At 47.5% G+C, this 19,871-nt stretch carries 19 protein-coding genes, 1 tRNA gene and 1 pseudogene; 14 read left to right on the top strand and 7 right to left on the bottom strand.

Features of this window, described 5'->3' with window-relative positions:
• Window positions 1-7 precede the first annotated feature (7 nt).
• Genes JFY74_08515 through yejF form a run of 3 tightly spaced genes read left to right on the top strand, consistent with a single transcriptional unit; the run spans window position 8 to window position 3,745 of the window.
• Window positions 8-1,105, top strand: a complete 1,098-nt coding sequence (locus JFY74_08515) for a microcin C ABC transporter permease YejB (protein QQG30049.1) — start codon at window positions 8-10, stop codon at window positions 1,103-1,105.
• A complete protein-coding gene (locus tag JFY74_08510) occupies window positions 1,102-2,127 on the top strand; it encodes an ABC transporter permease subunit (protein ID QQG30048.1) in 1,026 nt (341 codons plus the stop codon). Before JFY74_08515 ends, JFY74_08510 begins: the two co-directional genes overlap by 4 nt.
• A 1-nt stretch (window position 2,128) precedes the next feature.
• Complete coding sequence (yejF, locus tag JFY74_08505; protein ID QQG30047.1) at window positions 2,129-3,745, top strand: microcin C ABC transporter ATP-binding protein YejF; 1,617 nt, start codon at window positions 2,129-2,131, stop codon at window positions 3,743-3,745.
• Window positions 3,746-3,785: 40 nt separating this feature from the next.
• Here yejF and JFY74_08500 read toward each other — a convergent pair whose 3' ends face one another.
• From JFY74_08500 to rsuA, 3 genes are all read right to left on the bottom strand, one after another.
• The gene (locus JFY74_08500; protein ID QQG30046.1) at window positions 3,786-4,130 is read right to left on the bottom strand and encodes a hypothetical protein; all 345 of its coding nucleotides are present in this window, start codon (window positions 4,128-4,130) and stop codon (window positions 3,786-3,788) included.
• Between the two features lie 383 nt (window positions 4,131-4,513).
• The gene (locus JFY74_08495; protein QQG30045.1) at window positions 4,514-5,704 is read right to left on the bottom strand and encodes a Bcr/CflA family multidrug efflux MFS transporter; all 1,191 of its coding nucleotides are present in this window, start codon (window positions 5,702-5,704) and stop codon (window positions 4,514-4,516) included.
• Between the two features lie 40 nt (window positions 5,705-5,744).
• On the bottom strand, window positions 5,745-6,440 hold the full coding sequence (gene rsuA, locus JFY74_08490) for a 16S rRNA pseudouridine(516) synthase RsuA (GenBank protein ID QQG30044.1): 696 nt from the start codon (window positions 6,438-6,440) through the stop codon (window positions 5,745-5,747).
• A gap of 224 nt (window positions 6,441-6,664) precedes the next feature.
• On the opposite strand from rsuA, the gene JFY74_08485 reads away from it, so the two are divergent.
• The 4 genes from JFY74_08485 to JFY74_08470 all read left to right on the top strand — a co-directional run bounded on the left by JFY74_08485 (window position 6,665) and on the right by JFY74_08470 (window position 10,477).
• Window positions 6,665-6,904 (top strand): YecH family protein, encoded by a 240-nt coding sequence (locus JFY74_08485; GenBank protein QQG30043.1) that lies wholly within the window; start codon window positions 6,665-6,667, stop codon window positions 6,902-6,904.
• A 2-nt stretch (window positions 6,905-6,906) separates the two neighbouring features.
• Window positions 6,907-8,685, top strand: coding sequence for a DEAD/DEAH box helicase (locus tag JFY74_08480; protein ID QQG30042.1), 1,779 nt, complete (start codon window positions 6,907-6,909; stop codon window positions 8,683-8,685).
• A 259-nt stretch (window positions 8,686-8,944) separates the two neighbouring features.
• Window positions 8,945-9,229, top strand: coding sequence for a 50S ribosomal protein L25 (rplY, locus tag JFY74_08475; protein QQG30041.1), 285 nt, complete (start codon window positions 8,945-8,947; stop codon window positions 9,227-9,229).
• 99 nt (window positions 9,230-9,328) lie between these two features.
• Entirely contained in the window at window positions 9,329-10,477 is a 1,149-nt protein-coding gene (locus tag JFY74_08470; protein QQG30040.1) for a DUF1624 domain-containing protein, read from the top strand.
• A 77-nt stretch (window positions 10,478-10,554) separates the two neighbouring features.
• On the opposite strand, the gene yejK is transcribed toward JFY74_08470, so the two are convergent.
• A complete protein-coding gene (gene yejK, locus JFY74_08465; GenBank protein QQG30039.1) occupies window positions 10,555-11,562 on the bottom strand; it encodes a nucleoid-associated protein YejK in 1,008 nt (335 codons plus the stop codon).
• Window positions 11,563-11,782: 220 nt separating this feature from the next.
• Here yejK and JFY74_08460 point away from each other — a divergent pair, with 220 nt between their 5' ends.
• From JFY74_08460 to JFY74_08440, 5 genes and pseudogenes are all read left to right on the top strand, one after another.
• Complete coding sequence (locus tag JFY74_08460; GenBank protein ID QQG30038.1) at window positions 11,783-12,013, top strand: YejL family protein; 231 nt, start codon at window positions 11,783-11,785, stop codon at window positions 12,011-12,013.
• Window positions 12,014-12,027: 14 nt separating this feature from the next.
• The gene (locus JFY74_08455; GenBank protein QQG30037.1) at window positions 12,028-13,776 is read left to right on the top strand and encodes a DUF3413 domain-containing protein; all 1,749 of its coding nucleotides are present in this window, start codon (window positions 12,028-12,030) and stop codon (window positions 13,774-13,776) included.
• Window positions 13,777-13,854: 78 nt separating this feature from the next.
• Window positions 13,855-13,931, top strand: a tRNA-Pro gene (locus tag JFY74_08450).
• 206 nt (window positions 13,932-14,137) lie between these two features.
• Window positions 14,138-15,366 (top strand): annotated as a pseudogene (locus tag JFY74_08445) (tyrosine-type recombinase/integrase).
• A 271-nt stretch (window positions 15,367-15,637) separates the two neighbouring features.
• The gene (locus JFY74_08440; protein ID QQG30036.1) at window positions 15,638-16,267 is read left to right on the top strand and encodes a hypothetical protein; all 630 of its coding nucleotides are present in this window, start codon (window positions 15,638-15,640) and stop codon (window positions 16,265-16,267) included.
• Between the two features lie 232 nt (window positions 16,268-16,499).
• On the opposite strand, the gene JFY74_08435 is transcribed toward JFY74_08440, so the two are convergent.
• A complete protein-coding gene (locus tag JFY74_08435; protein ID QQG30035.1) occupies window positions 16,500-16,985 on the bottom strand; it encodes an Hcp family type VI secretion system effector in 486 nt (161 codons plus the stop codon).
• A gap of 360 nt (window positions 16,986-17,345) precedes the next feature.
• Here JFY74_08435 and JFY74_08430 point away from each other — a divergent pair, with 360 nt between their 5' ends.
• Window positions 17,346-17,522: a hypothetical protein gene (locus JFY74_08430; GenBank protein QQG30034.1), complete on the top strand. Its 177-nt coding sequence runs from the start codon at window positions 17,346-17,348 to the stop codon at window positions 17,520-17,522.
• Window positions 17,523-17,743: 221 nt separating this feature from the next.
• On the opposite strand, the gene JFY74_08425 is transcribed toward JFY74_08430, so the two are convergent.
• Both JFY74_08425 and JFY74_08420 read right to left on the bottom strand, forming a co-directional pair.
• Window positions 17,744-19,132 (bottom strand): hypothetical protein, encoded by a 1,389-nt coding sequence (locus tag JFY74_08425; GenBank protein QQG30033.1) that lies wholly within the window; start codon window positions 19,130-19,132, stop codon window positions 17,744-17,746.
• A 64-nt stretch (window positions 19,133-19,196) separates the two neighbouring features.
• Window positions 19,197-19,391: a ribbon-helix-helix protein, CopG family gene (locus JFY74_08420; protein QQG30032.1), complete on the bottom strand. Its 195-nt coding sequence runs from the start codon at window positions 19,389-19,391 to the stop codon at window positions 19,197-19,199.
• 246 nt (window positions 19,392-19,637) lie between these two features.
• Here JFY74_08420 and JFY74_08415 point away from each other — a divergent pair, with 246 nt between their 5' ends.
• Window positions 19,638-19,811: a hypothetical protein gene (locus tag JFY74_08415; protein QQG30031.1), complete on the top strand. Its 174-nt coding sequence runs from the start codon at window positions 19,638-19,640 to the stop codon at window positions 19,809-19,811.
• Window positions 19,812-19,871 lie beyond the last annotated feature (60 nt).

Below are 19,871 nucleotides of genomic sequence, written 5' to 3'. Positions count from 1 at the left end.
AATCAAAATGGGAACGTATCTGTTACGCCGCCTCTTGCTGGTCATTCCAACCCTGTGGGCGATCATCACAATAAATTTCTTCATTGTGCAAATTGCCCCCGGCGGCCCGGTAGATCAAGCCATCGCGGCAATTGAAATGGGACACGGCAGCGGTTATACCGCTAGCAGTGGGATGGATGCCGGAATGGCACGAACAGGCACCAGCGGCGCACCAAACATCGAGAATGCTTATCGGGGTTCGCGCGGGCTCGACCCGGAAGTTATCGAAGAAATCACCAAGCGCTATGGCTTTGATAAACCAATCCATGAACGTTATTTTAAACTGCTGTGGGATTACGTGCGTTTTGACTTCGGCGACAGCCTGTTCCGAGGTTCTTCGGTAATGCAACTCATTAAAGAGAGCATGCCGGTTTCGATCACGCTGGGGCTGTGGAGTACGCTGATTGTTTACCTGATCTCCATTCCGCTTGGCATCAAGAAGGCCGTGAAGAACGGCACACCGTTCGATACCTGGAGCAGCACGTTAATCATTATCGGCTATGCCATTCCCGCGTTTTTGTTTGCGATCATTTTGATTGTACTGTTCGCAGGCGGCAGTTATCTAGACTGGTTCCCGCTTCGAGGGCTGGTTTCCAGCAATTTTGACACCCTACCGTGGTACAGCAAGATTACCGATTACTTGTGGCATATCGCGCTACCGGTTCTGGCTTCTGTCATTGGCGGTTTCGCCACCTTAACCATGCTTACCAAGAACTCCTTTATGGATGAGATTCGTAAACAGTACGTGGTTACCGCGCGCGCCAAAGGACTGGATGAAAAGAGCATTCTCTACCGCCACGTGTTCCGTAATGCCATGTTGCTGGTGATCGCCGGCTTCCCCGCCACGTTTATCAGTATGTTTTTCACCGGTTCGCTGCTGATTGAGGTGATGTTCTCACTCAACGGGCTGGGTTTGTTGGGCTATGACGCCACGCTGCAACGTGACTACCCCGTCATGTTCGGTACGCTGTATATCTTCACGCTGATCGGCTTATTGCTGAATATCGTCAGCGACATAACCTATACGCTGGTGGATCCGCGTATCGATTTTGAGGGACGCCAATGAGCCGCTTAAGCCCGATTAATCAAGCGCGCTGGGCGCGTTTTAAAAGTAATCGTCGCGGTTACTGGTCGTTGTGGATTTTCATGGTGCTGTTTATCGTCAGTCTGTTTTCCGAATTAATCGCCAATGACAAACCGCTGCTGGTGAAGTATGACGGCCAGTTCTATACGCCGGTGCTTGTTGACCACAGCGAGCGGACATTCGGCGGACAGTTGGATACCACCGCTGACTTCCGCGATCCTTATATCGCCGAGCGTATTAGCAGCCACGGCTGGGCTATTTGGCCGCTGATTCACTACAGCTACGACACCATAAACTACGCCACGACAGCGTCCTTCCCCTCTGCACCAGACTGGCAAAACTGGCTGGGCACGGACAGCCAGGGGAAAGACGTGGTCGCCCAAGTAATGTATGGCTTCCGTATCTCACTGCTGTTCGGTCTGGCGCTCACGATCCTGTCCAGCGTGATTGGTATCGTCGTCGGGGCGACACAGGGCTATTACGGCGGACGTTTCGACCTATGGGGACAACGCTTTATCGAAGTCTGGTCCGGCATGCCGACGCTATTTCTCATTATCTTGCTGTCCAGCGTGATTCAGCCGGATTTCTGGTGGTTATTAGGCATTACCGTGCTTTTCGGCTGGATGAGTCTGGTTGGCGTGGTACGGGCAGAATTTCTGCGTACCCGAAATTTTGACTATATTCGTGCGGCGCAGGCGATGGGCGTCAGCGACCGCGCCATTATGTTCCGCTGCATGCTGCCAAACGCGATGGTCGCTACGCTGACCTACCTGCCCTTTATTCTCTGCGGTTCGATTACCACGCTGACATCGCTGGATTTTCTCGGCTTTGGTCTGCCGATGGGCTCGCCATCATTAGGCACTTTATTGCTGGAAGGGAAAAATAACCTTCAGGCGCCGTGGCTGGGCATTACCGTATTTATGGTGCTTTCCATCGTGCTTTCCTTACTCATTTTTATCGGCGAAGCGGTGCGCGACGCCTTTGACCCCAGCAAGGCGCATTAATATGTCCAGTTCACCTTTATTGCAGATAGATAATCTCAGTATTGCCTTCCGCAAAGGCGATCAGGAGCAGCGCGTTGTCGACCAACTTTCACTGGCGGTAAACGCGGGTGAGACACTGGCGCTGGTCGGTGAATCAGGTTCGGGGAAAAGCGTCACCGCGCTATCGGTGTTGCGCTTGCTCCCCTCCCCGCCCGTGGTTTATCCGCAAGGGGATATCCGCTTCGCAGGGCAATCGCTGCTACATGCTGATGAAAAAACACTGCGTCAGATACGCGGCAACCGGATTGCGATGATCTTTCAGGAACCGATGGTGTCGCTTAACCCTTTGCAAAGCATTGAGAAACAGCTGATTGAGGTGCTCTCACTCCACCGTGGCATGCGCACCGAGGCCGCCCGCAGCGAAGTCATCACCTGTCTGGATCGCGTGGGTATTCGGCAGGCTAAAAGCCGATTGAATGATTTCCCGCACCAGCTTTCCGGCGGGGAACGCCAGCGCGTCATGATTGCGATGGCGTTGCTGACACAGCCGGATTTGCTGATTGCCGACGAACCCACAACGGCGCTAGACGTGACCGTTCAGGCGCAAATATTAAAATTGCTGAACGAGCTGAAGCAGGAGCTGGGGATGAGTTTACTGTTCATCACCCACAACCTGAATATTGTCCGTCAGCTGGCAGATAACGTATCGGTTATGAAAGCGGGTCAGGCGGTGGAACACAATAGCTGCCAGCAGCTTTTCAGCGCACCGCAGCACCCCTACACGCGCCAGTTGCTGGATGCAGAGCCGTCAGGCGAGCCGCTTCCGGTAACGGATGACGGCGAACCTCTTTTGCGGGTGGAAAAACTGCACGTTTCGTTTCCCATCAAACGTGGTCTTTTGCGCCGTACCGTTGACGAAAAACAGGTAGTGAACAATATCAACTTCACCTTGCGACGTGGCGAAAGTCTGGGGCTAGTGGGGGAATCCGGCTCAGGAAAAAGCACGACTGGATTAGCGTTGCTGCGCCTGATTCAATCACGCGGCGATATCTGGTTTGACGGCCAGCCCTTGCAAGGACTAACCCGCAAGCAAATGCTACCTTTCCGCCACCGGATTCAGGTTGTTTTTCAGGATCCAAATTCCGCGCTAAACCCGCGGCTAAATGTGGAGCAAATCATTGCTGAGGGATTGACCGTCCATCATAAGTTAAGCAAAGAGGCGCTCGATCAGCGTGTGATTGAGGCGATGCAGGAAGTCGGGCTGGATCCCACGACCCGCTACCGTTATCCCTCCGAGTTTTCCGGTGGTCAGCGTCAGCGTATCGCTATCGCTCGCGCCCTGATACTGCAACCGGAGCTGCTGATCCTCGATGAACCCACGTCATCGCTGGACAGAACGGTGCAGGCACAAATTCTGGCGCTGCTGAAATCATTACAGGAAAAGCACAAAATCGCCTACCTGTTTATCAGCCATGACTTACAAGTTATCCGATCGCTGTGTCATCAGGTTATTGTGTTGCGACAAGGCGAAGTGGTCGAACAGGGCGAATGCAAACAGGTATTCGCGCACCCTGCCGAACATTACACGCGCGAATTGCTACAGTTTTCATCCTATACGGCGGAAACGCAGTCAGCATAAATGAGGGAATACCGCAGCGCCAATCTGCTGACGCTGCGGTTTAAAAGGGATATTGTGCCGATACGGACTCAGCGATAGCGACACCAACATTTTTCAGACGGCACATTGCTGTGCTTTCATCATTGCGATGCAAAAACAGGCACGGTTCGCCTTCCCATTCCAGAACGGCGCATTCAACCTGAATTTCAGACAGAGACTGATGCAATTGGTGCATGATTTTCCATGCAATATCGCCGTCATGGCTCAACAGCTTGAGGCCAATCAGGTTATTCTCTTCTTCTCTGCCGCTCAGCGGAATCGGTTCAACATTGATACCTGCAAAACCCGATAACCAGCGATAACTTTGCGGCAAACGATGAACTACCGAAAGTTGGAAACTGTCCACTACTGTTTTCCTCAGGTAATAATTCACAAAATAGTAACATATTTATCATAGTAGCGTGTTCACACCATTTCTCGCCACTTTTAGTGAACAAAAAAACAACAAACACGCTTTTTTCATATCGTGATAGTGACTAACAGATTCGATTGCAAGGACTATTAATGCCAAATTGATCACGAATTTTTCTTCTTTTCCGGCTATATGTAACCTTTTCCATTTAATATCTCAACCCTTTTCAGCCCATTTGTTCACTTTTGGGTAAAACATTTTACATTAACAAAACAAAAAACCATATCTGGGTATCACCTTAAGAGGGAATATGAGGAATCAGAGAGAAAATACTCAGATGCAGGAACATCTTTCCTGCATCTAAGAAGAAGGGAAAATCAGGACGCGGGGGAACGAGTTGCGTACAGATACAGCAGAAAGGCACCTATCGAACAGAGTGCCATCGATAGCACCATCGGCCAGGCGCTGTTGAATGAGGCCAGAGAGAGGATCCCCCCCACAATCGCGCCCAGACCGAAGCGTAGCGTGCCAGCCAACGACGAGGCCGTCCCTGCCATATGCGGGAAATCATCGAGAATCACCGCCATCGCATTCGACGCCACCATCGCAATACAGCCGACAAACAGTGCCACGCCAAATACCAGCGGTAAGAATCCGAGATCGAACAGGCAGACAATCACCAGCCATATTCCCATCGCAAACTGGATCACCAGCCCTGCGCGGAACATCGCCAGCGCGCCCAACCGTCGTACATTGCGGCTGTTAAACAGCGTCACCACAAAGAGAAAGACGACGTTCAGGGCAAAGTAGTAGCCAAAATTCTGAGGAGATACGCCATACAGATTGATATACACAAACGGCCCGGCGCTCAGGAAGGAGAACATGCCGCAAAACGAAAGCCCGCTTGCCACCATATAGCTGAACACCCGCTTATGGCGGAACAAGATGGCAAAATTCCCAATGGTGGTGCGCAGATGAAATTTCTGCCGCTTAGCGGGCGGTAAGGTTTCTTTAATAAAAAAGAAAATCAGCGCTGATGCCAGAAAAGCCGCACCAGAGATCGTCCAGAAAATGGAATGCCAGCTAAACCACAGCAGCAGCCAGCCACCGACAATGGGCGCAATGAGCGGTGCGACAGTCATCACCAACACGACAAACGACATCATGCGAGAAAAATCATCCCGCGAGAACATATCGCGCATCAGGGCATTAATCACCACCGCAGCCGCCGCAGCGGAGACGCCGTGCAGAAAACGCATGTAGATCAGTTGCTCTACCGTTTGTGCCAGCGCACAGGCCACGCCTGCAAACGCAAAAACCAGCGTACCGCCGAGAATGACAGGCTTGCGTCCCAGGCTGTCCGCCATCGGCCCGTAAAACATCTGGCCAATCGCAAAACCTAGCACATAGGTGCTGAGCGTCATTTGGACATGACCGTCCCCCACGCCAAACTCGTTAGCAATGGTCGGCAACGCAGGTAAATACATATCGATAGCTAACGGCATTAGCATCGAAATCAGGCCGAGAATAAAGATCAGCCCAAAATGAGAAGAGCGGCGTAATTGCACTAATAACTCCAGATAAGAAAAAAGGTCATGCTATGCAGCATTATTTTACGCTGGCGATCTCCTCAGCACTTAATTCCCGGTATTCTCCCGGTTCCAGTTCGCTATCCAGATAGATGCCACCGATACGTTCGCGATGCAGCTCAACGACCCGATTCCCCACTGCCGCAAACATCCTTTTGACCTGATGATAGCGACCTTCGCTAATCGTCAGTCGAACGACATAATCCGTTATCTTCTCAAGCGTAGCGGGTTTGGTGAGCTTCTTCTCGTTATGCAGTTGCACGCCCGCCGTAAATTGCGCGGCGGTGTCCTCGGCCAGCGGCTGTTCCAGCGTCACCAGATACGTTTTTTCACACTGGTGCTTAGGCGAGGTAATGCGATGCGACCATTGCCCATCGTCAGTTAACAGCACCAGTCCGGTGGTATCGATATCCAGACGCCCCGCCGCGTGCAGTTTGTACGCCACCGGGACATCCATGAAATACAGAATGGTGGGATGATCGGGATCGTCCGTTGAACAGACATAGCCCTGAGGCTTATTCAACATGAAATAGCGCGGGCCATTCTGTTGTTTCAGCGGTTCGCCATCAAACTCAACATTATGCTCAGGGGATAACTTGAACGCGCCGCTTTTTACCACTTCACCATCAACGGTAACACGCTGTGCATGGAGTTCACGCGCTACCAGTGAGCGGCTAATTTCCAATTGCTGGGATAAAAATTTGTCCAATCGCATTAAAACTCACTACCTGTCTCAAATAACTGCCAGTCTCAAATCGTGAGACCCTAAATTGTGAGATCGTAGTATAACGGGGCTTTGCCTGCTCGTCCTGCAATTCACCGTCCATAACTTGCTCTTTTTAGTCAACCTTCAGGCTGCGCTCCCCTTGCTTATCTCTCGCGCCAGGTATTATCAACAGGCATAATAGGGACAATTTTCTATCTTTTGAGGGCAACCGCATGTCATCTATTCACGGTCATGAAGTTTTGCAAATGATGCTCGCGTCCGGTGAGTCGTTTACCACCGAACAGCTGATTAGCACTATAGAAGCCCGCTTTGGCAGCGCAGCGCGTTTTCACACCTGTTCCGCCGAAAATATGACGGCCTCAATGCTGGTACAATTTCTGTCTGAACGCGGGAAATTCATCCCGCACGATGCAGGCTTTACCACCAGCGCCAGTAAAATCTGCCAGCACTAGTTATGTCGTTCACACAGTCTGCCTCGTTCACACTACGGCCTTACCAGCGTGAGGCAGTTTCCGCCACACTCGACTATTTTCGCCGTCACACCCAACCGGCCGTTATTGTTTTGCCTACCGGTGCGGGGAAAAGCCTGGTGATTGCTGAACTGGCGCGGCTTGCTCGTGGTCGCGTACTGGTGCTCGCGCACGTCAAAGAACTGGTCGCGCAAAACCATGCCAAATACTGTGCCTTGGATTTGGAAGCAGATATCTTCGCGGCGGGACTACAGCAGCGCGAGAGTCAGGGAAAGGTGGTTTTTGGCAGCGTGCAGTCCGTTGCGCGCAATCTCGACCAGTTCGACAATGCCTTCTCCCTGCTGATCATTGATGAATGCCACCGCATTAGCGACGACGATAACAGCCAATATCAACAAATCATCCAGCACCTGCAAAAAACTAACCCACAGCTGCGGCTGCTCGGCTTAACGGCGACGCCCTATCGGCTTGGCAAAGGCTGGATATATCAGTATCACTATCACGGCATGATCCGTGGCGACGAACGCAGTTTGTTCCGCGACTGCATCTATGAGCTGCCGCTGCGTTATATGATCAAGCATGGCTTTCTGGTGCCGCCAGACAGACTGGATATGCCAGTGGTGCAATATGATTTCAGTAAGCTCGTCGCCCGCAGCAACGGGCTATTCAGCGAAGCCGACCTGAACCTCGAACTCAAACGTCAGCAGCGTATTACGCCGCACATCATCAGCCAGGTCATCGATTATGCGCAAACGCGGCGCGGCGTGATGATTTTTGCGTCCACCGTCGAACATGCCAAAGAAATTACGGCCTTGCTACCGGCCGGACAGGCTGCACTGGTTAGCGCCGATACGCCAGCGGCCGAGCGTGATGCGCTGATCAACGCCTTTAAACAGCAGTCGCTGCGGTATCTGGTCAACGTGGCAGTGCTGACGACCGGTTTTGATGCTCCGCATGTCGATCTCATCGCCATCCTTCGCCCAACAGAATCCGTCAGCCTGTATCAGCAAATCGTCGGTCGCGGTTTACGTTTGTATCCGGGGAAAACGGACTGCCTGATACTGGATTACGCTGGTAATCCGCACGATCTCTATACGCCAGAAGTCGGTAACAGTAAAGCGCATGCTGGTAGCCAACCGGTACAGGTCTTCTGCCCTGAATGTGGCTTTGCCAATCTATTCTGGGGGAAAACCACCCCAGATGGCGACATCATCGAACACTATGGCCGCCGCTGTCAGGGTTGGGAAATGGCGGAGAGCGGCCAACGCCAGCAGTGTAATTTCCGGTTTCGGTTTAAAGTGTGTCCACACTGCGGTGCGGAAAATGATATTGCCGCACGGCGCTGCCACCAGTGTGACGAGGTATTGGTCGATCCTGACGATATGCTGAAAGCGGCGCTGAAACTGAAAGATGCGCTAGTTCTGCGCTGTAGCGGCATGAGTTTCGAGCAGGGGCAGGATGCGAAAGGAGAATGGCTGAAGATCACCTACCACGATGAGGAAGGTGCCGAAGTTAGCGAACGTTTTCGTCTGCACACTACCGCTCAGCGCCACGTCTTCCTGCAACAATTTTTGCGTGTTCACCAACGCGCACCGGGAACCCCGTTTAACTGGCAAAATGCCGCTGACGTCATCGCACAGCAACCTTTATTACGTGCGCCTGATTTTGTCGTCGCCCGCAAACACGGAAAATTCTGGCAAATACGCGAAAAGCTCTTTGATTATCAGGGGCGCTTCCGCCGCGCCAACGAGCTCCGCGGCTAAGGTATACTCTAAATAATTCGAGTTTCAGGCAGGCGGCAAGTGAGAGAATCCCGATGAGCTTACTCAGGTAAGTGATTCGGGTGACAGAACGCTGCCAACGTACATGAAACTTGAAGTATGACGAGTAATTTTGGGATTCATTTGCCCGCAGAGCCATATTCCGCTAGAATTCAGCCCGCTTTTGTTCGCAAAAGCTGAATAGTCCCACCTGTTGCTGGGTCGCCTGTAGCAGGAATACTTTATATAAGTAGAGAAGAACATGATTACTATCAAAGCAGAAGCACGTCAAGGTCAGGGTAAGGGTGCGAGCCGCCGCCTGCGTTCAGCTGGTAAATTCCCAGCCATCGTTTACGGTGGTTCAGAAGCACCAGTATCTATCGAACTGGATCACGATTCAGTAAAAAACCAAGAAGTGAAAGATGGCTTCTACGGTGAAACACTGATCCTGTCTATCGATGGCAAAGAAGTTCAAGTTAAAGTTCAGGCTGTACAACGTCACGTTTACAAGCCAAAACTGACTCACATCGACTTCGTTCGCGTTTAGTTTGCGCTGAAGTTGTTTTCCGGGACGCCGGAAAAGAAGAACGCCGCTTATGCGGCGTTTTTTTTATAAAAATTTATTCATTCACAAAGGAATGTGAACATGTCTCGTGATATCTCACAGCGACTTATCGCTATCGATGCCCTGCGCGGTCTGGTTATGGTACTTATGCTACTGGACCATGTGCGGGAAACCTTTTATCTGCACCTGCAACTCGCCGATCCGATTGATGTAACCAGTACCGACCCCATGCTATTCATCAACCGTACGCTGGCGCATTTATGTGCTCCCGTATTTGTCTTTTTAACCGGACTTTCTGCCGCACTTTATCATCAGAAAGTGCAAGATCGCCGACAAACCGCCCTCTTCCTATTCCAACGCGGCTTAATTCTCATTCTTCTTGAGCTCACGTTGATCAACTTTGCGTGGACGTTCCAATTCCCGCCGCAGGTTATCTATTTACAAGTAATCTGGGCAATCGGCATGAGCATGCTCGCCCTCAGTACGCTGATCTGGCTCCCTGCCGGGCTGGTTTTGATACTGGGCATCGTTATCGTGGGCGGACATAACCTGCTGGACCCTCTGCAGGCTTCCGCAGACTCCATCTGGTCCATTCCCTGGGCGATTCTGCACGATCGCGGTTGGATAGACATCGGCGACACATTCCGTATGCGTACTTCATATCCGGTACTTCCCTGGATTGGTGTCATTTCACTTGGCTATGCAGCTGGCGCACTATATCGAAAAGAGGTGTTTCCGCTTCAGCGTCAGAAAGCCCTGCTCACTCTGGCAGGGATCACGCTAGCGCTGTTCTTCGTCCTGCGTAGCATCAACCTGTATGGCGAAAAGCCCTGGCAGCAGGGCGATGTCATCACACAGACGCTCATGAGTTATTTCAACATCACGAAATACCCGCCATCATTGCTGTTCCTCTGTCTGACGCTTAGCATCGGGCTCTGCCTGCTTGCCGTATTCGAGCGTCAGCAGCAAAAGCGCTGGTTGGTGATGCTGGCGAGCTTCGGTGCGGCACCGATGTTTTTCTACCTACTGCATCTGTATGTTTTAAAAGGGATGTATTTAACCGCTGTCGCGATCTGGGGGAAAAATCAGGGAGAATGGTTCGGCTTTTCTGCCGTCTGGCAATTGTGGGTGTGTACTCTGGCGCTGATGGTCGTGTTATTTTCGCCCGTTCGCGCGTTTGCCCGCCTAAAAGCCCGCCGCAGAGACATCCGCTGGCTTAAATACTTCTAATCACTATCGTTTCAAACCGTTATCAGCCACTGCCCTTTTCCTGAAGTAAGAAAAAGGGCAGCATCTTCTGGCGCCGACTACTTACCGCTGCTCGTCCGACGCTGTAACTGATCGCGCAGATTCGGCGGCGTGCCTTTAATCGTCAACGTATCCGTCGCCGGATCCCAGAAAATTCGCTCACCGAGTAATAGAGCATCAAAATTCAGGCTGATGCCGCCGCCGCTGCCAGCAAATTTGGTCAGTTGACGCAGCGTCCCGCGATCGGCAGGGAAACTTTCTTCCAGCTCATAGCCCTGATCGGCTGAAAACTGCTGAAAGGTCTTCTCGCCAAGCGGTGGCAATTCCTGCGACAGCGATGCCAGCTCGATTTCCTCACCGGACTGCAACTGCTCATTGCAGTAGCTATACACCTGCTGACGATAATTTTGGCGTTCGTTTTTATCTAACTGCGCTTCGTCACAATACTCATCGACCGCTTTCAGCAAGCCACGGTTTTGTGCTTTGGTGTCCAGCCCTTCTGACGCGGCCAGAAAATCCATGAAGAAGTCAGATACTTTGCGCCCGACGCGGCCTTTGAGGAACGTCAGATAGCGAGTGGATTTTGGATTAACTTCCCATTCCGTCAAATCGATACGCGCAACGATATCGGCATGATTGATATCCAGATAGTGCGTGGTGCTGATATCCAGCTGTTCATTAACTCGCATGCTGTTGCAGCTATTGAGCACCGAGATCAGCAAATACTCGACCGCCAGATAACGATACTGGCAGAACAACACGATACCGCCTTCAGCAAACGGGTACTTCGCCAGCTCGTCACGCAAGCGTCCAGTCGCGGCGCGTGAGAAACTTAGAAAATCCTCATCCCCTTTGCGACAAGCTCGCAGCGCATCCGCCAGCTCGCTTTGCTCATTAAACAGCCCATAGGCCTTACTCTTGGCGCTGTAGACGCGATGCAGTTCAGCCATCATCTCTTCTACTGCCGCATTGGTTGGCAATAGGGAATCACGTAACACCATTTCCAGCGTTTGTTCGTCACGTTTAATTAGCTGATGCAGGGCAATCTGGGCGATATCCAGACTCATGATAAACTCTCCTTTTGGCAAGGCGCGTATTCAAACATTGATACGAACGACCCGCAACACATTAAAGCTGGCCCTTTACATCTGTACGCGCGCTAAGCGTCTACACTACTTATTGATAAAAGTACGCCAGTGATAAAAGTACGTTAATGATAAAAGTGCAGAAAAGCATAAGCCTATACGGTAAGATAAGCGACTTTACCAGCTTGAGATACGCCATTTTATGCCACAATCATCCCGTTATAGTGACGAACACGTTGAACAACTGCTTTCTGAGATGGTCAGTGTTCTGGAAAAGCACCACGCCCCAACCGATCTTGCTTTGATGGTGCTCGGTAACATGGTGACGAACCTGATTAACACCAGCATCGCACCTGCACAACGTCAGGTTCTGGCGCGTTCTTTCGCTGAAGCCCTACAGGCTTCGATTAAAAAAGCCGATAAAGCTCACTAAGTTTTGACCAACGTATGGTAACCAACCGTCAGCGCTACCGCGAAAAAGTCTCCCAGATGATCAGTTGGGGACACTGGTTCGCCTTATTCAACATTTTGCTCACTTTGGGGCTGGGTAGCCGCTACCTGTTTGTTGCCGATTGGCCGACATCCCTGTTCGGTCGACTTTACGCACTGGTTAGCTGGCTTGGTCATTTTAGCTTCATCGTCTTTGCTGCCTATTTGCTGGTTATCTTCCCGCTCACATTTATTGTGATGTCGCAGCGCTTGCTACGGTTCCTGTCTGCGGCGCTGGCAACGGCCGGGCTGACGATACTGCTAGTGGATGTTGAAGTATTTACACGCTTTCACCTGCACCTCAACAGCACCGTTTGGGAACTCGTCGTCAATCCGGGACAAGGTGAAATTGCCCGCGACTGGCAGTGGATGTTTATCGGCATTCCGTTGATTTTCATGGCGGAAATGCTGTTCGGCACCTGGTGCTGGCAAAAACTCCGCAGCCTGAACCGTCGCCATTTTGGCAAACCGTTAGCGGGCGTTTTCATCTCGGCATTCTTCGCGTCACATCTGATGTACATCTGGGCCGATGCGAATTTCTATCGTCCGATTACCATGCAGCGCGCCAACCTGCCGCTGTCTTATCCGATGACGGCACGTCGTTTTCTGGAAAAACATGGTCTGCTGGATGCACAAGAATATCAGCGTCGGCTGACGCAACAAGGCAATCCTGAAGCCATTACGGTAGAGTATCCGCTCAGCAACATCACCTTCCGCGATAATGGCAGCGGCTACAACCTGCTGATGGTGATGATCGACGATATACCGCCTGACGCCATACAAAACCGTATGCCAAACCTATCGCGTTTCGCCGCAGAAAACGTGCGTTTCAGCGATCATTACGACTCGGGTTCGCAGCCAGACGCCGCCTTGTTTAATCTGTTTTACGGCCTCTCGACGACCTATATGGATGGTATTCTGAGTGCGCGTAAACCTTCTGCCTTGATCACCGCGTTAAGCCAACAGGGCTATCAGTTTGGGTTATTTTCGGCGAACGGCTTCAACAGCCCACTTTATCGTCAGGCGCTGCTTTCTGATTTCTCCTTACCGGCACCGCAGCAGCAAAGCGGTGATGCCATTATTACGCAATGGCAGGAATGGCTCAGCCGCGATAATAACCCAGCACCTTGGTTCTCTTACGTTGAACTGAACAGCGCACCAAAAACCACAGATGGCAAAAGTGCTGAGCCTAACGGCCGCATGAATATTCAGGACGTTGACCGCCAGATTGGGCAAATTATTAATACCCTGCAGGAAAAAAACATCCTGAATAATACGGTCGTCATAGTGACAACCGCACAAAACCAGAATGCTAATGCCAGCAATGCGGCACGTTTTGCCCGTACCCAGTGGCAAACGCCGCTCATTGTTCACTGGCCAAACACACCTGCGCAGACCATTACCAAAATGACGGACAACAAAGACGTCATGACCACGCTAATGCAGCGCCTGCTCCACGTTAAAAACAGCACGGATGATTATTCACAGGGCGAAGACCTGTTCTCTGCTCAACGACGCTATCCGTGGTTGATTAACGGCAACGGCGGCACGCTGCTCATCACAACGCCGGAACAACTCATCATGTTGGAAAACAACGGGAACTACCGGGCTTACGATATGGCGGGAAATCGGCTGAATGATGAAAAACCACAACTTGCTTTGCTCCTGCAGGTACTAACGAACGAAAGACGCTTTATTGCCAACTAACTGCCTAAATCTAAAGCAGTCGTTCCATCAGGCTATTGCAATAAGGTCAGGAAAAGGTAGTATGAATGCCCATAGCATCGGCACGTAGCGCAGCCTGGTAGCGCACCGTCATGGGGTGTCGGGGGTCGGAGGTTCAAATCCTCTCGTGCCGACCAAATTATCCCCAACGTTTTGTCTACTGAAGTCCAGACAAGACTATAAAGAACAGAATAAACAGTAGGTTGTGAAGACCTGCTGTTTTTCTGTTGTCTAGCAAAGTCCACACTGATACAGTGAAATCCAACATTTTTAGGCATATCTTTAGGCATACAATTCATTGTGTCGTCTGAGCCATATGCCTAACCAGTGATTGGAGAATAATATGGCGCGTCAGACAAAGCCCCTTAACAACACCGAAGTCAAAAATGCCAAAGCGACTGAACGTGCCACTATCCTGTATGACGGGGATGGCTTAGAGCTACTGGTTAAGCCCGGTGGCTCAAAACTCTGGCGATTCCGCTATTACAAACCTTTCACTCGCAAACGCGCCATGATTAGCTTTGGTACTTACCCTGCGGTATCTCTTGCCGAAGCTCGTAAGCTCCGCGAAGATGCACGACTTCTTCTTAGCAAAGACGTTGACCCGCAGGAGCATAAGCAAGCAGAGCAATCACGGAAAAAAATGCTACAGAGAACACCTTTGAAAAAGTTGCTGCCGAATGGTTTAAAACTAAAGAGTCAGCAGGTTTGGCAACACATACGTTGAATGATATTTGGCGCTCTATGAGTAAGTATGTGTTCCCACACATTGGCTCTATGCCTATTGCTAACATCACGGCTCAACGATTTATTGGGGCGTTAGAACCCACTCATGCCGCAGGAAGACTTGAAACAGTTAAACGTCTGAGTCAGCGTATCAATGAAGTCATGGATTATGCTCTCAACTCTGGTCTGGTATCTGTAAATCCAGCCGCACGAATTGGACGAACATTCCATAAGCCGAAGGTGAAGCATCGCCCTGCCCTCTTGCCAGAACAATTACCACTTCTGATGAAAACACTGTCATTTGCCAGCATTGGGAGACAAACCCGTTGCCTTATCGAATGGCAATTACTCACCATGACTCGACCAGCAGAAGCCGCCGAATCACGCTGGGATGAAATCGATTTTGACGCAAAAGAATGGCGTATTCCTGCTGGTCGCATGAAGATGAAGCGTGAGCACGTTATCCCACTCTCAGAGCAAGCGCTGGGGATTCTGGAAGTCATGAAACCCATCAGTAAGCACAGGGATTATGTCTTCCCCGGATACCGTAACCCACTTGAGCCAATGAACAGTCAGACAGCGAACATGGCACTCAAGCGTATGGGCTTCAAAGATATGCTTGTGGCTCATGGTATGAGAACCATTGCTTCGACAATCCTCAATGAAAAAGGATTTCCCCCTGATGTGATCGAAGCAGCGTTAGCACATATCGATACTAATGAAGTCAGGAGAGCCTATAACAGGGCGCAGTATCTTGAACAGCGCAGAGAAATGATGGCGTGGTGGGGAGACCATGTTGAGTCAGCTTCATATGGTAAAACGAGTATCGTTTCTGTCGCTGGCTAAGTCTGAGTTTACACAAACAGGATAGATTTAAGGCCAAGGATGGCTAGATTGTATTATCACCTCGGTTCATTGCTTTGAATTCTCAGTTTCTCAACGGCAAACTTTTTAAGTCGTTGTCCAGCTAACATGTCAGCTTACCACTACCTTAAACAAATCTCTTTCCAATGAAATACTTACCAACCTATTAATGTAATAAGAATGTATTCCGCTCATTGAGCGATTACACTACAATCTAAGCTAAGTAATCTTGTAATTCATGGATGGAATGACAGTGACTGAAGCAGATCTGGATGAACTGGCTGACCGTATAGTGAAGATGCTAACCACTACGGATTTTTATGAAGGAATGGGAAATGGGGTAAGTGAACTCGGAAAAAATTTCGGGTATCTCGCCTATGGATTTATTGATACAGATTCACGCTCATCGAGATCAAGAGAAAAAGAGAGAGTTATTAAAGCTATCCATAGAGGAATTGTTTCAAGAGATAAAATCATTGAAGCAGTAACGAGAATTTTCGATATTTTTAACCGTAATGTTTCTGAAGCAAAAAAAGAGACTATATATAATAAAATAGCAGGAGGATTAGTTGGGAGTTTTATTATATCTCAGGTTGTAATGAGAGCATCAAAAAAAATTGGCAATATGAAAAAAATGTTCACAGGGATTGTTTATTATGGCTTGATGGCAGGCGGGATGATGGATAGGTCAATATATAGATCTCGGTCTCTAAAAGAGCAGAATCCTGAAGTATACTCTGAACTAAGAAAGGATGATCTAGACCTTCTTTTTTTCCTATTTGAAGAGCAAGTTGAGCCATTAACCGAAGCGATAAAAATGAAAAGAACATATGGTATAGGCATGTTCAACAAACTAATTGATAAAGTTGAAAGCAGGATTTAATAATATGATTTTCTTTATAAAGAAGATATTGGCTTTCATCCTGAATCATCTGGCAATGTTCTTATTTCCATTTTGTTTTTTTTGGATACTTTATATACTTTTCGTTGGATATGCTCCGTGGAGTGAAAAAATAATCCATTTAATTATTGCTGGTATTATCTTGTATATACTGGGTAGAATTTCAGACTGGTATTATAAAGATAAGTAAATGCAGGGTCTCCCCTGCACTTGTTTAGTTCATGAACTTAGTCATTTCCCACAATGCATAACCAGACGTTCCGGCTTTGTGGTGCGTCCATGTAACATCTTTATATCTGATAGAGATATGCTCCAATATCAGGCCAGCACCATCATCAATGATGTTAGGCATGACGAGATTGATATCTGATATGAGTCCATCATTGATCTGAATCGAGAAAAACTTCTCTTGTTTGGCATGTTGCGTCGTGCGGTAAAAGTCGAGCAACACTTTAACCTTCTCTTGCTCGTTCAATGCCATTGCCAGTAACGGCGTTGACTTATCGATAGGTTTTACCAGGGTGATAGGATTATGAACAGCATGGCCGTCATTGCTCATCATATGGTTAAAAGCCAAAATCATGATTTCATCGGTATGCCCTGCCTGATATCGGTTGCCGATAGATTCTAATGTGGAGCATCCCTCAGAAATCAATCCCTGTGATTTACCTTCGATAGTCATGTATGCATAATTAGCCATATAAATTTCCTTTTCAATGGTTTTGCGCTTTGCATATTATCGTTAATGAACACACAAGACCATTGATGCAATTATAATGATTAGGATGATATGGATATCAAAGAACTCAGATAATCAATTTTCTCATTCGTAAGCATGATGCTCGTTCCCCGCTTATTGAGAGAAAAATAGCTCTAATGATTTTTAAATAACTGTCAACATAGTAAAACATCTAATGAAATGATTTTACAAGTGATTTTCTTATTCTAGGATGTTAACAACTGATGAAAAACTTGTATCATCGTTTTTCTGCCTTACGTAAAGAGAAAATACATCCCGCAAAAGAAATCATATTATGTGTAATCTAAAAAATGAGTATATATGTCATTTTCTGTATTGGATCTAAAAAGTATCGAGGCATCAGGCCGTGGAATGGTTCTAGATGCAAGGCCATTTTCTGCACTAGATTTAAAAAGTATTGCAGCTTCTGCTTCAGGAAAACAAGCTAGAATAGTTCTTAATAACTTGCAAGGTAAATCATTCCTAGATCTAAAATAAATTGCCGCATCAGGAAATGGATGTGTTGTTTTTGATTACACATAAAAACGAAATAATACGCAACTAATCTGAGAGGAGTTCAAGCCAGATACGATCTGACAGATAACCGTATAAATAACCGGATTCTATTATAGAACAGTCTGAGATAATAAAATTAAAGCCTCAAAAAACTCTTATCTATAATTAAAAATTAGGGAGGCTGATTTTATCCTCCCTTGTTTTTACTTTTCCTCGCCATCGGCTATAGTGATTTCATCATCAGAGTCTATCTTAGGTTTTTTGTCCTTTGCGTCATCTTGTTTTTTTCGCTGCAAACCTAATTTTTGTAAAACACCATCTACCCTCTCCCCACCTGAATTAATAAAATCCTTAAAGTTTTCAGAAGAAATAATTTCCATCATAGGAGATGAGTGGGTGGCCTCTTCAACAAATCGTAAAGGTGGCTCTTCCAACCTGGTCAACGCATTACCAAATAACCGTTGGGCAAAGCCTTCATCTAACTGAATAGCTTCTCTTCTATATCCTTCATAAGCTTTAGAAACTGATGCTTTAAACTCATAATCTTCTGCAAGCTTAAATCTCTGCCCTATTTGCTTTGTTGCCAACCAAGCAAACCATAATGGCGCACCAACACTAAATGCAGAGAGAAATATTTGTATTATCATCTTAAATATAGATGTATCTGATGATGAAAAATAACTTTCTAATGCCTGTAATCTAAAATATCCAACGACAGCCCCTAAAATCAAAGCACAAATTAACCCACCGACCCAATATCGAATACTCACATTCAATTTAATTGCTTTATCCTCAAAAGCCCCTGCGAGTCCTTTAGAGGTCGTAGTCCTGAATGCTTCTTCACATTTATCTATATATACTTCAGCCTCATTCTTAAGACCATCCATATACTCTTTAGCTTCATTCTCAATATTTGATTTCAAGTCCTTTATTTCAGAATGAAAACGTTCTATTTCTTTATGAAGTTTATCTGAATTATTATAGGCTTGTTTAGTAAGAGAGAAATTTTCTTCTGAAGATATCTTTATATTATCAATTTCTTCTTTTATATCCCTTAAATTCTTTAAGGTTGTAGGAAGTCCCTCCGCTGCATCATACGCTTCGTTAATAGTATCTATTTTTTCGTCAATATTTCCTGACTTACCTTGGATTTCATCTAGCTTAGAATTATAAAGATCTAATCTATTTATTATTTTTTTTGGCAGTAAATCTTTATTAGCTAATACTTCAAAAGAAAAAAGATCATTGATGCCATTACTAATAAATAGCATCGACAGTAAAAAAGAGTAAATAGCCGGGGCAGAAACGTTTGCACTACCGTTTATGAGATAAGGAATATTTTTTTTAGAGTTATCAATCGCTAGTATGAAATATTCTATGGACGTAATATCATCTTCGGTTGGAATATATTTTTTAAATCGAGAAACCTTATCTGATAACTCTTTTGGAAAGAAAACGATATCACTAGAGTTGAGGAAAGGAAAATTATAATCACCATTATCAATTAAGTTATCTAGGGGGAATTTCAACTCTTTCAATGCTGTATGCAGTCCTTCAAGCTTTTCTTGAAGCTGTATCAACTTCTCATGCACGATTATCTTCTCCATTCATAGTAAGCATAAAATGATTATTTAGTTTTTATATAAAAACTATAGTTTACCCCTTCGGCTCAATCCCCTGCCTGCGAAGCTCTTTACGGGCAAGCTCTTTGAACCAGTTTCCGAGACTGACACCTTCTTTTGCAACTATCTCATCAAGCTGTTCGCGTAGCTCAGGCGAAATCCGTATCTGGAAGGTCGGTGATTTCCCCAATGATGAAGATTTCTTTGTATCGCGTTTTATCGTTGACATGTACGTACCTTTTTAACTATGCTGGATTTCATAGGTACGTACACTATCACAAAAGCACATTACTCTCATCACCAGTTTCGCCCCTGAAAGGTAGTGCAATACCAAACAGGGGCTAACCACAACGTTATGGAGTTAACGATATGGCTATCAGCAAGTCTAGCAATTCCCACCTTGAAGATCAGCACATTAAGCAATCAGGTAAGTGTTATTTTAATCAGTTCCATCAAGAGGCTACGGAGGTGTTTTATGTTCGATAACACACCTTTAGAGCAGGAAGAAATCATCGATCAGTGCAGGGCGTTGATCTACGCCGTTATCGAGACCAAACAGCCACAAGTTAAAGAAATTCTGACCTTCATCCTTTGGGAAAGGCTGGACTGGCTTTATCAGGATTTTCATTCGGAGGAAATTTTAAAATAATGATATAAAATTATCATATTATCCTTCCCTAATAGACTCAGGAAATGAATACATATTTCA

Source organism: Pectobacterium carotovorum, assembly GCA_016415585.1.
Classification (GTDB): Bacteria; Pseudomonadota; Gammaproteobacteria; order Enterobacterales; family Enterobacteriaceae; genus Pectobacterium; species Pectobacterium carotovorum_K.
Note: the sequence above shows the minus strand (reverse complement) of the source record. Positions and strands in the feature narration are given on the sequence as shown.

What these genes read in the sequence shown, in the direction of transcription:
- JFY74_08435 (QQG30035.1), bottom strand. Translation starts at nt 16,985, where the DNA reads ATGGCTAATTATGCATACATGACTATCGAAGGTAAATCACAGGGATTG.
- JFY74_08510 (QQG30048.1), top strand. Translation starts at nt 1,102, where the DNA reads ATGAGCCGCTTAAGCCCGATTAATCAAGCGCGCTGGGCGCGTTTTAAA.
- yejK (QQG30039.1), bottom strand. Translation starts at nt 11,562, where the DNA reads ATGAGTCTGGATATCGCCCAGATTGCCCTGCATCAGCTAATTAAACGT.
- rplY (QQG30041.1), top strand. Translation starts at nt 8,945, where the DNA reads ATGATTACTATCAAAGCAGAAGCACGTCAAGGTCAGGGTAAGGGTGCG.
- JFY74_08455 (QQG30037.1), top strand. Translation starts at nt 12,028, where the DNA reads ATGGTAACCAACCGTCAGCGCTACCGCGAAAAAGTCTCCCAGATGATC.
- JFY74_08420 (QQG30032.1), bottom strand. Translation starts at nt 19,391, where the DNA reads ATGTCAACGATAAAACGCGATACAAAGAAATCTTCATCATTGGGGAAA.
- JFY74_08480 (QQG30042.1), top strand. Translation starts at nt 6,907, where the DNA reads ATGTCGTTCACACAGTCTGCCTCGTTCACACTACGGCCTTACCAGCGT.
- rsuA (QQG30044.1), bottom strand. Translation starts at nt 6,440, where the DNA reads ATGCGATTGGACAAATTTTTATCCCAGCAATTGGAAATTAGCCGCTCA.
- JFY74_08485 (QQG30043.1), top strand. Translation starts at nt 6,665, where the DNA reads ATGTCATCTATTCACGGTCATGAAGTTTTGCAAATGATGCTCGCGTCC.
- JFY74_08470 (QQG30040.1), top strand. Translation starts at nt 9,329, where the DNA reads ATGTCTCGTGATATCTCACAGCGACTTATCGCTATCGATGCCCTGCGC.
- JFY74_08415 (QQG30031.1), top strand. Translation starts at nt 19,638, where the DNA reads ATGTTCGATAACACACCTTTAGAGCAGGAAGAAATCATCGATCAGTGC.
- JFY74_08460 (QQG30038.1), top strand. Translation starts at nt 11,783, where the DNA reads ATGCCACAATCATCCCGTTATAGTGACGAACACGTTGAACAACTGCTT.
- JFY74_08430 (QQG30034.1), top strand. Translation starts at nt 17,346, where the DNA reads ATGTCATTTTCTGTATTGGATCTAAAAAGTATCGAGGCATCAGGCCGT.
- JFY74_08515 (QQG30049.1), top strand. Translation starts at nt 8, where the DNA reads ATGGGAACGTATCTGTTACGCCGCCTCTTGCTGGTCATTCCAACCCTG.
- yejF (QQG30047.1), top strand. Translation starts at nt 2,129, where the DNA reads ATGTCCAGTTCACCTTTATTGCAGATAGATAATCTCAGTATTGCCTTC.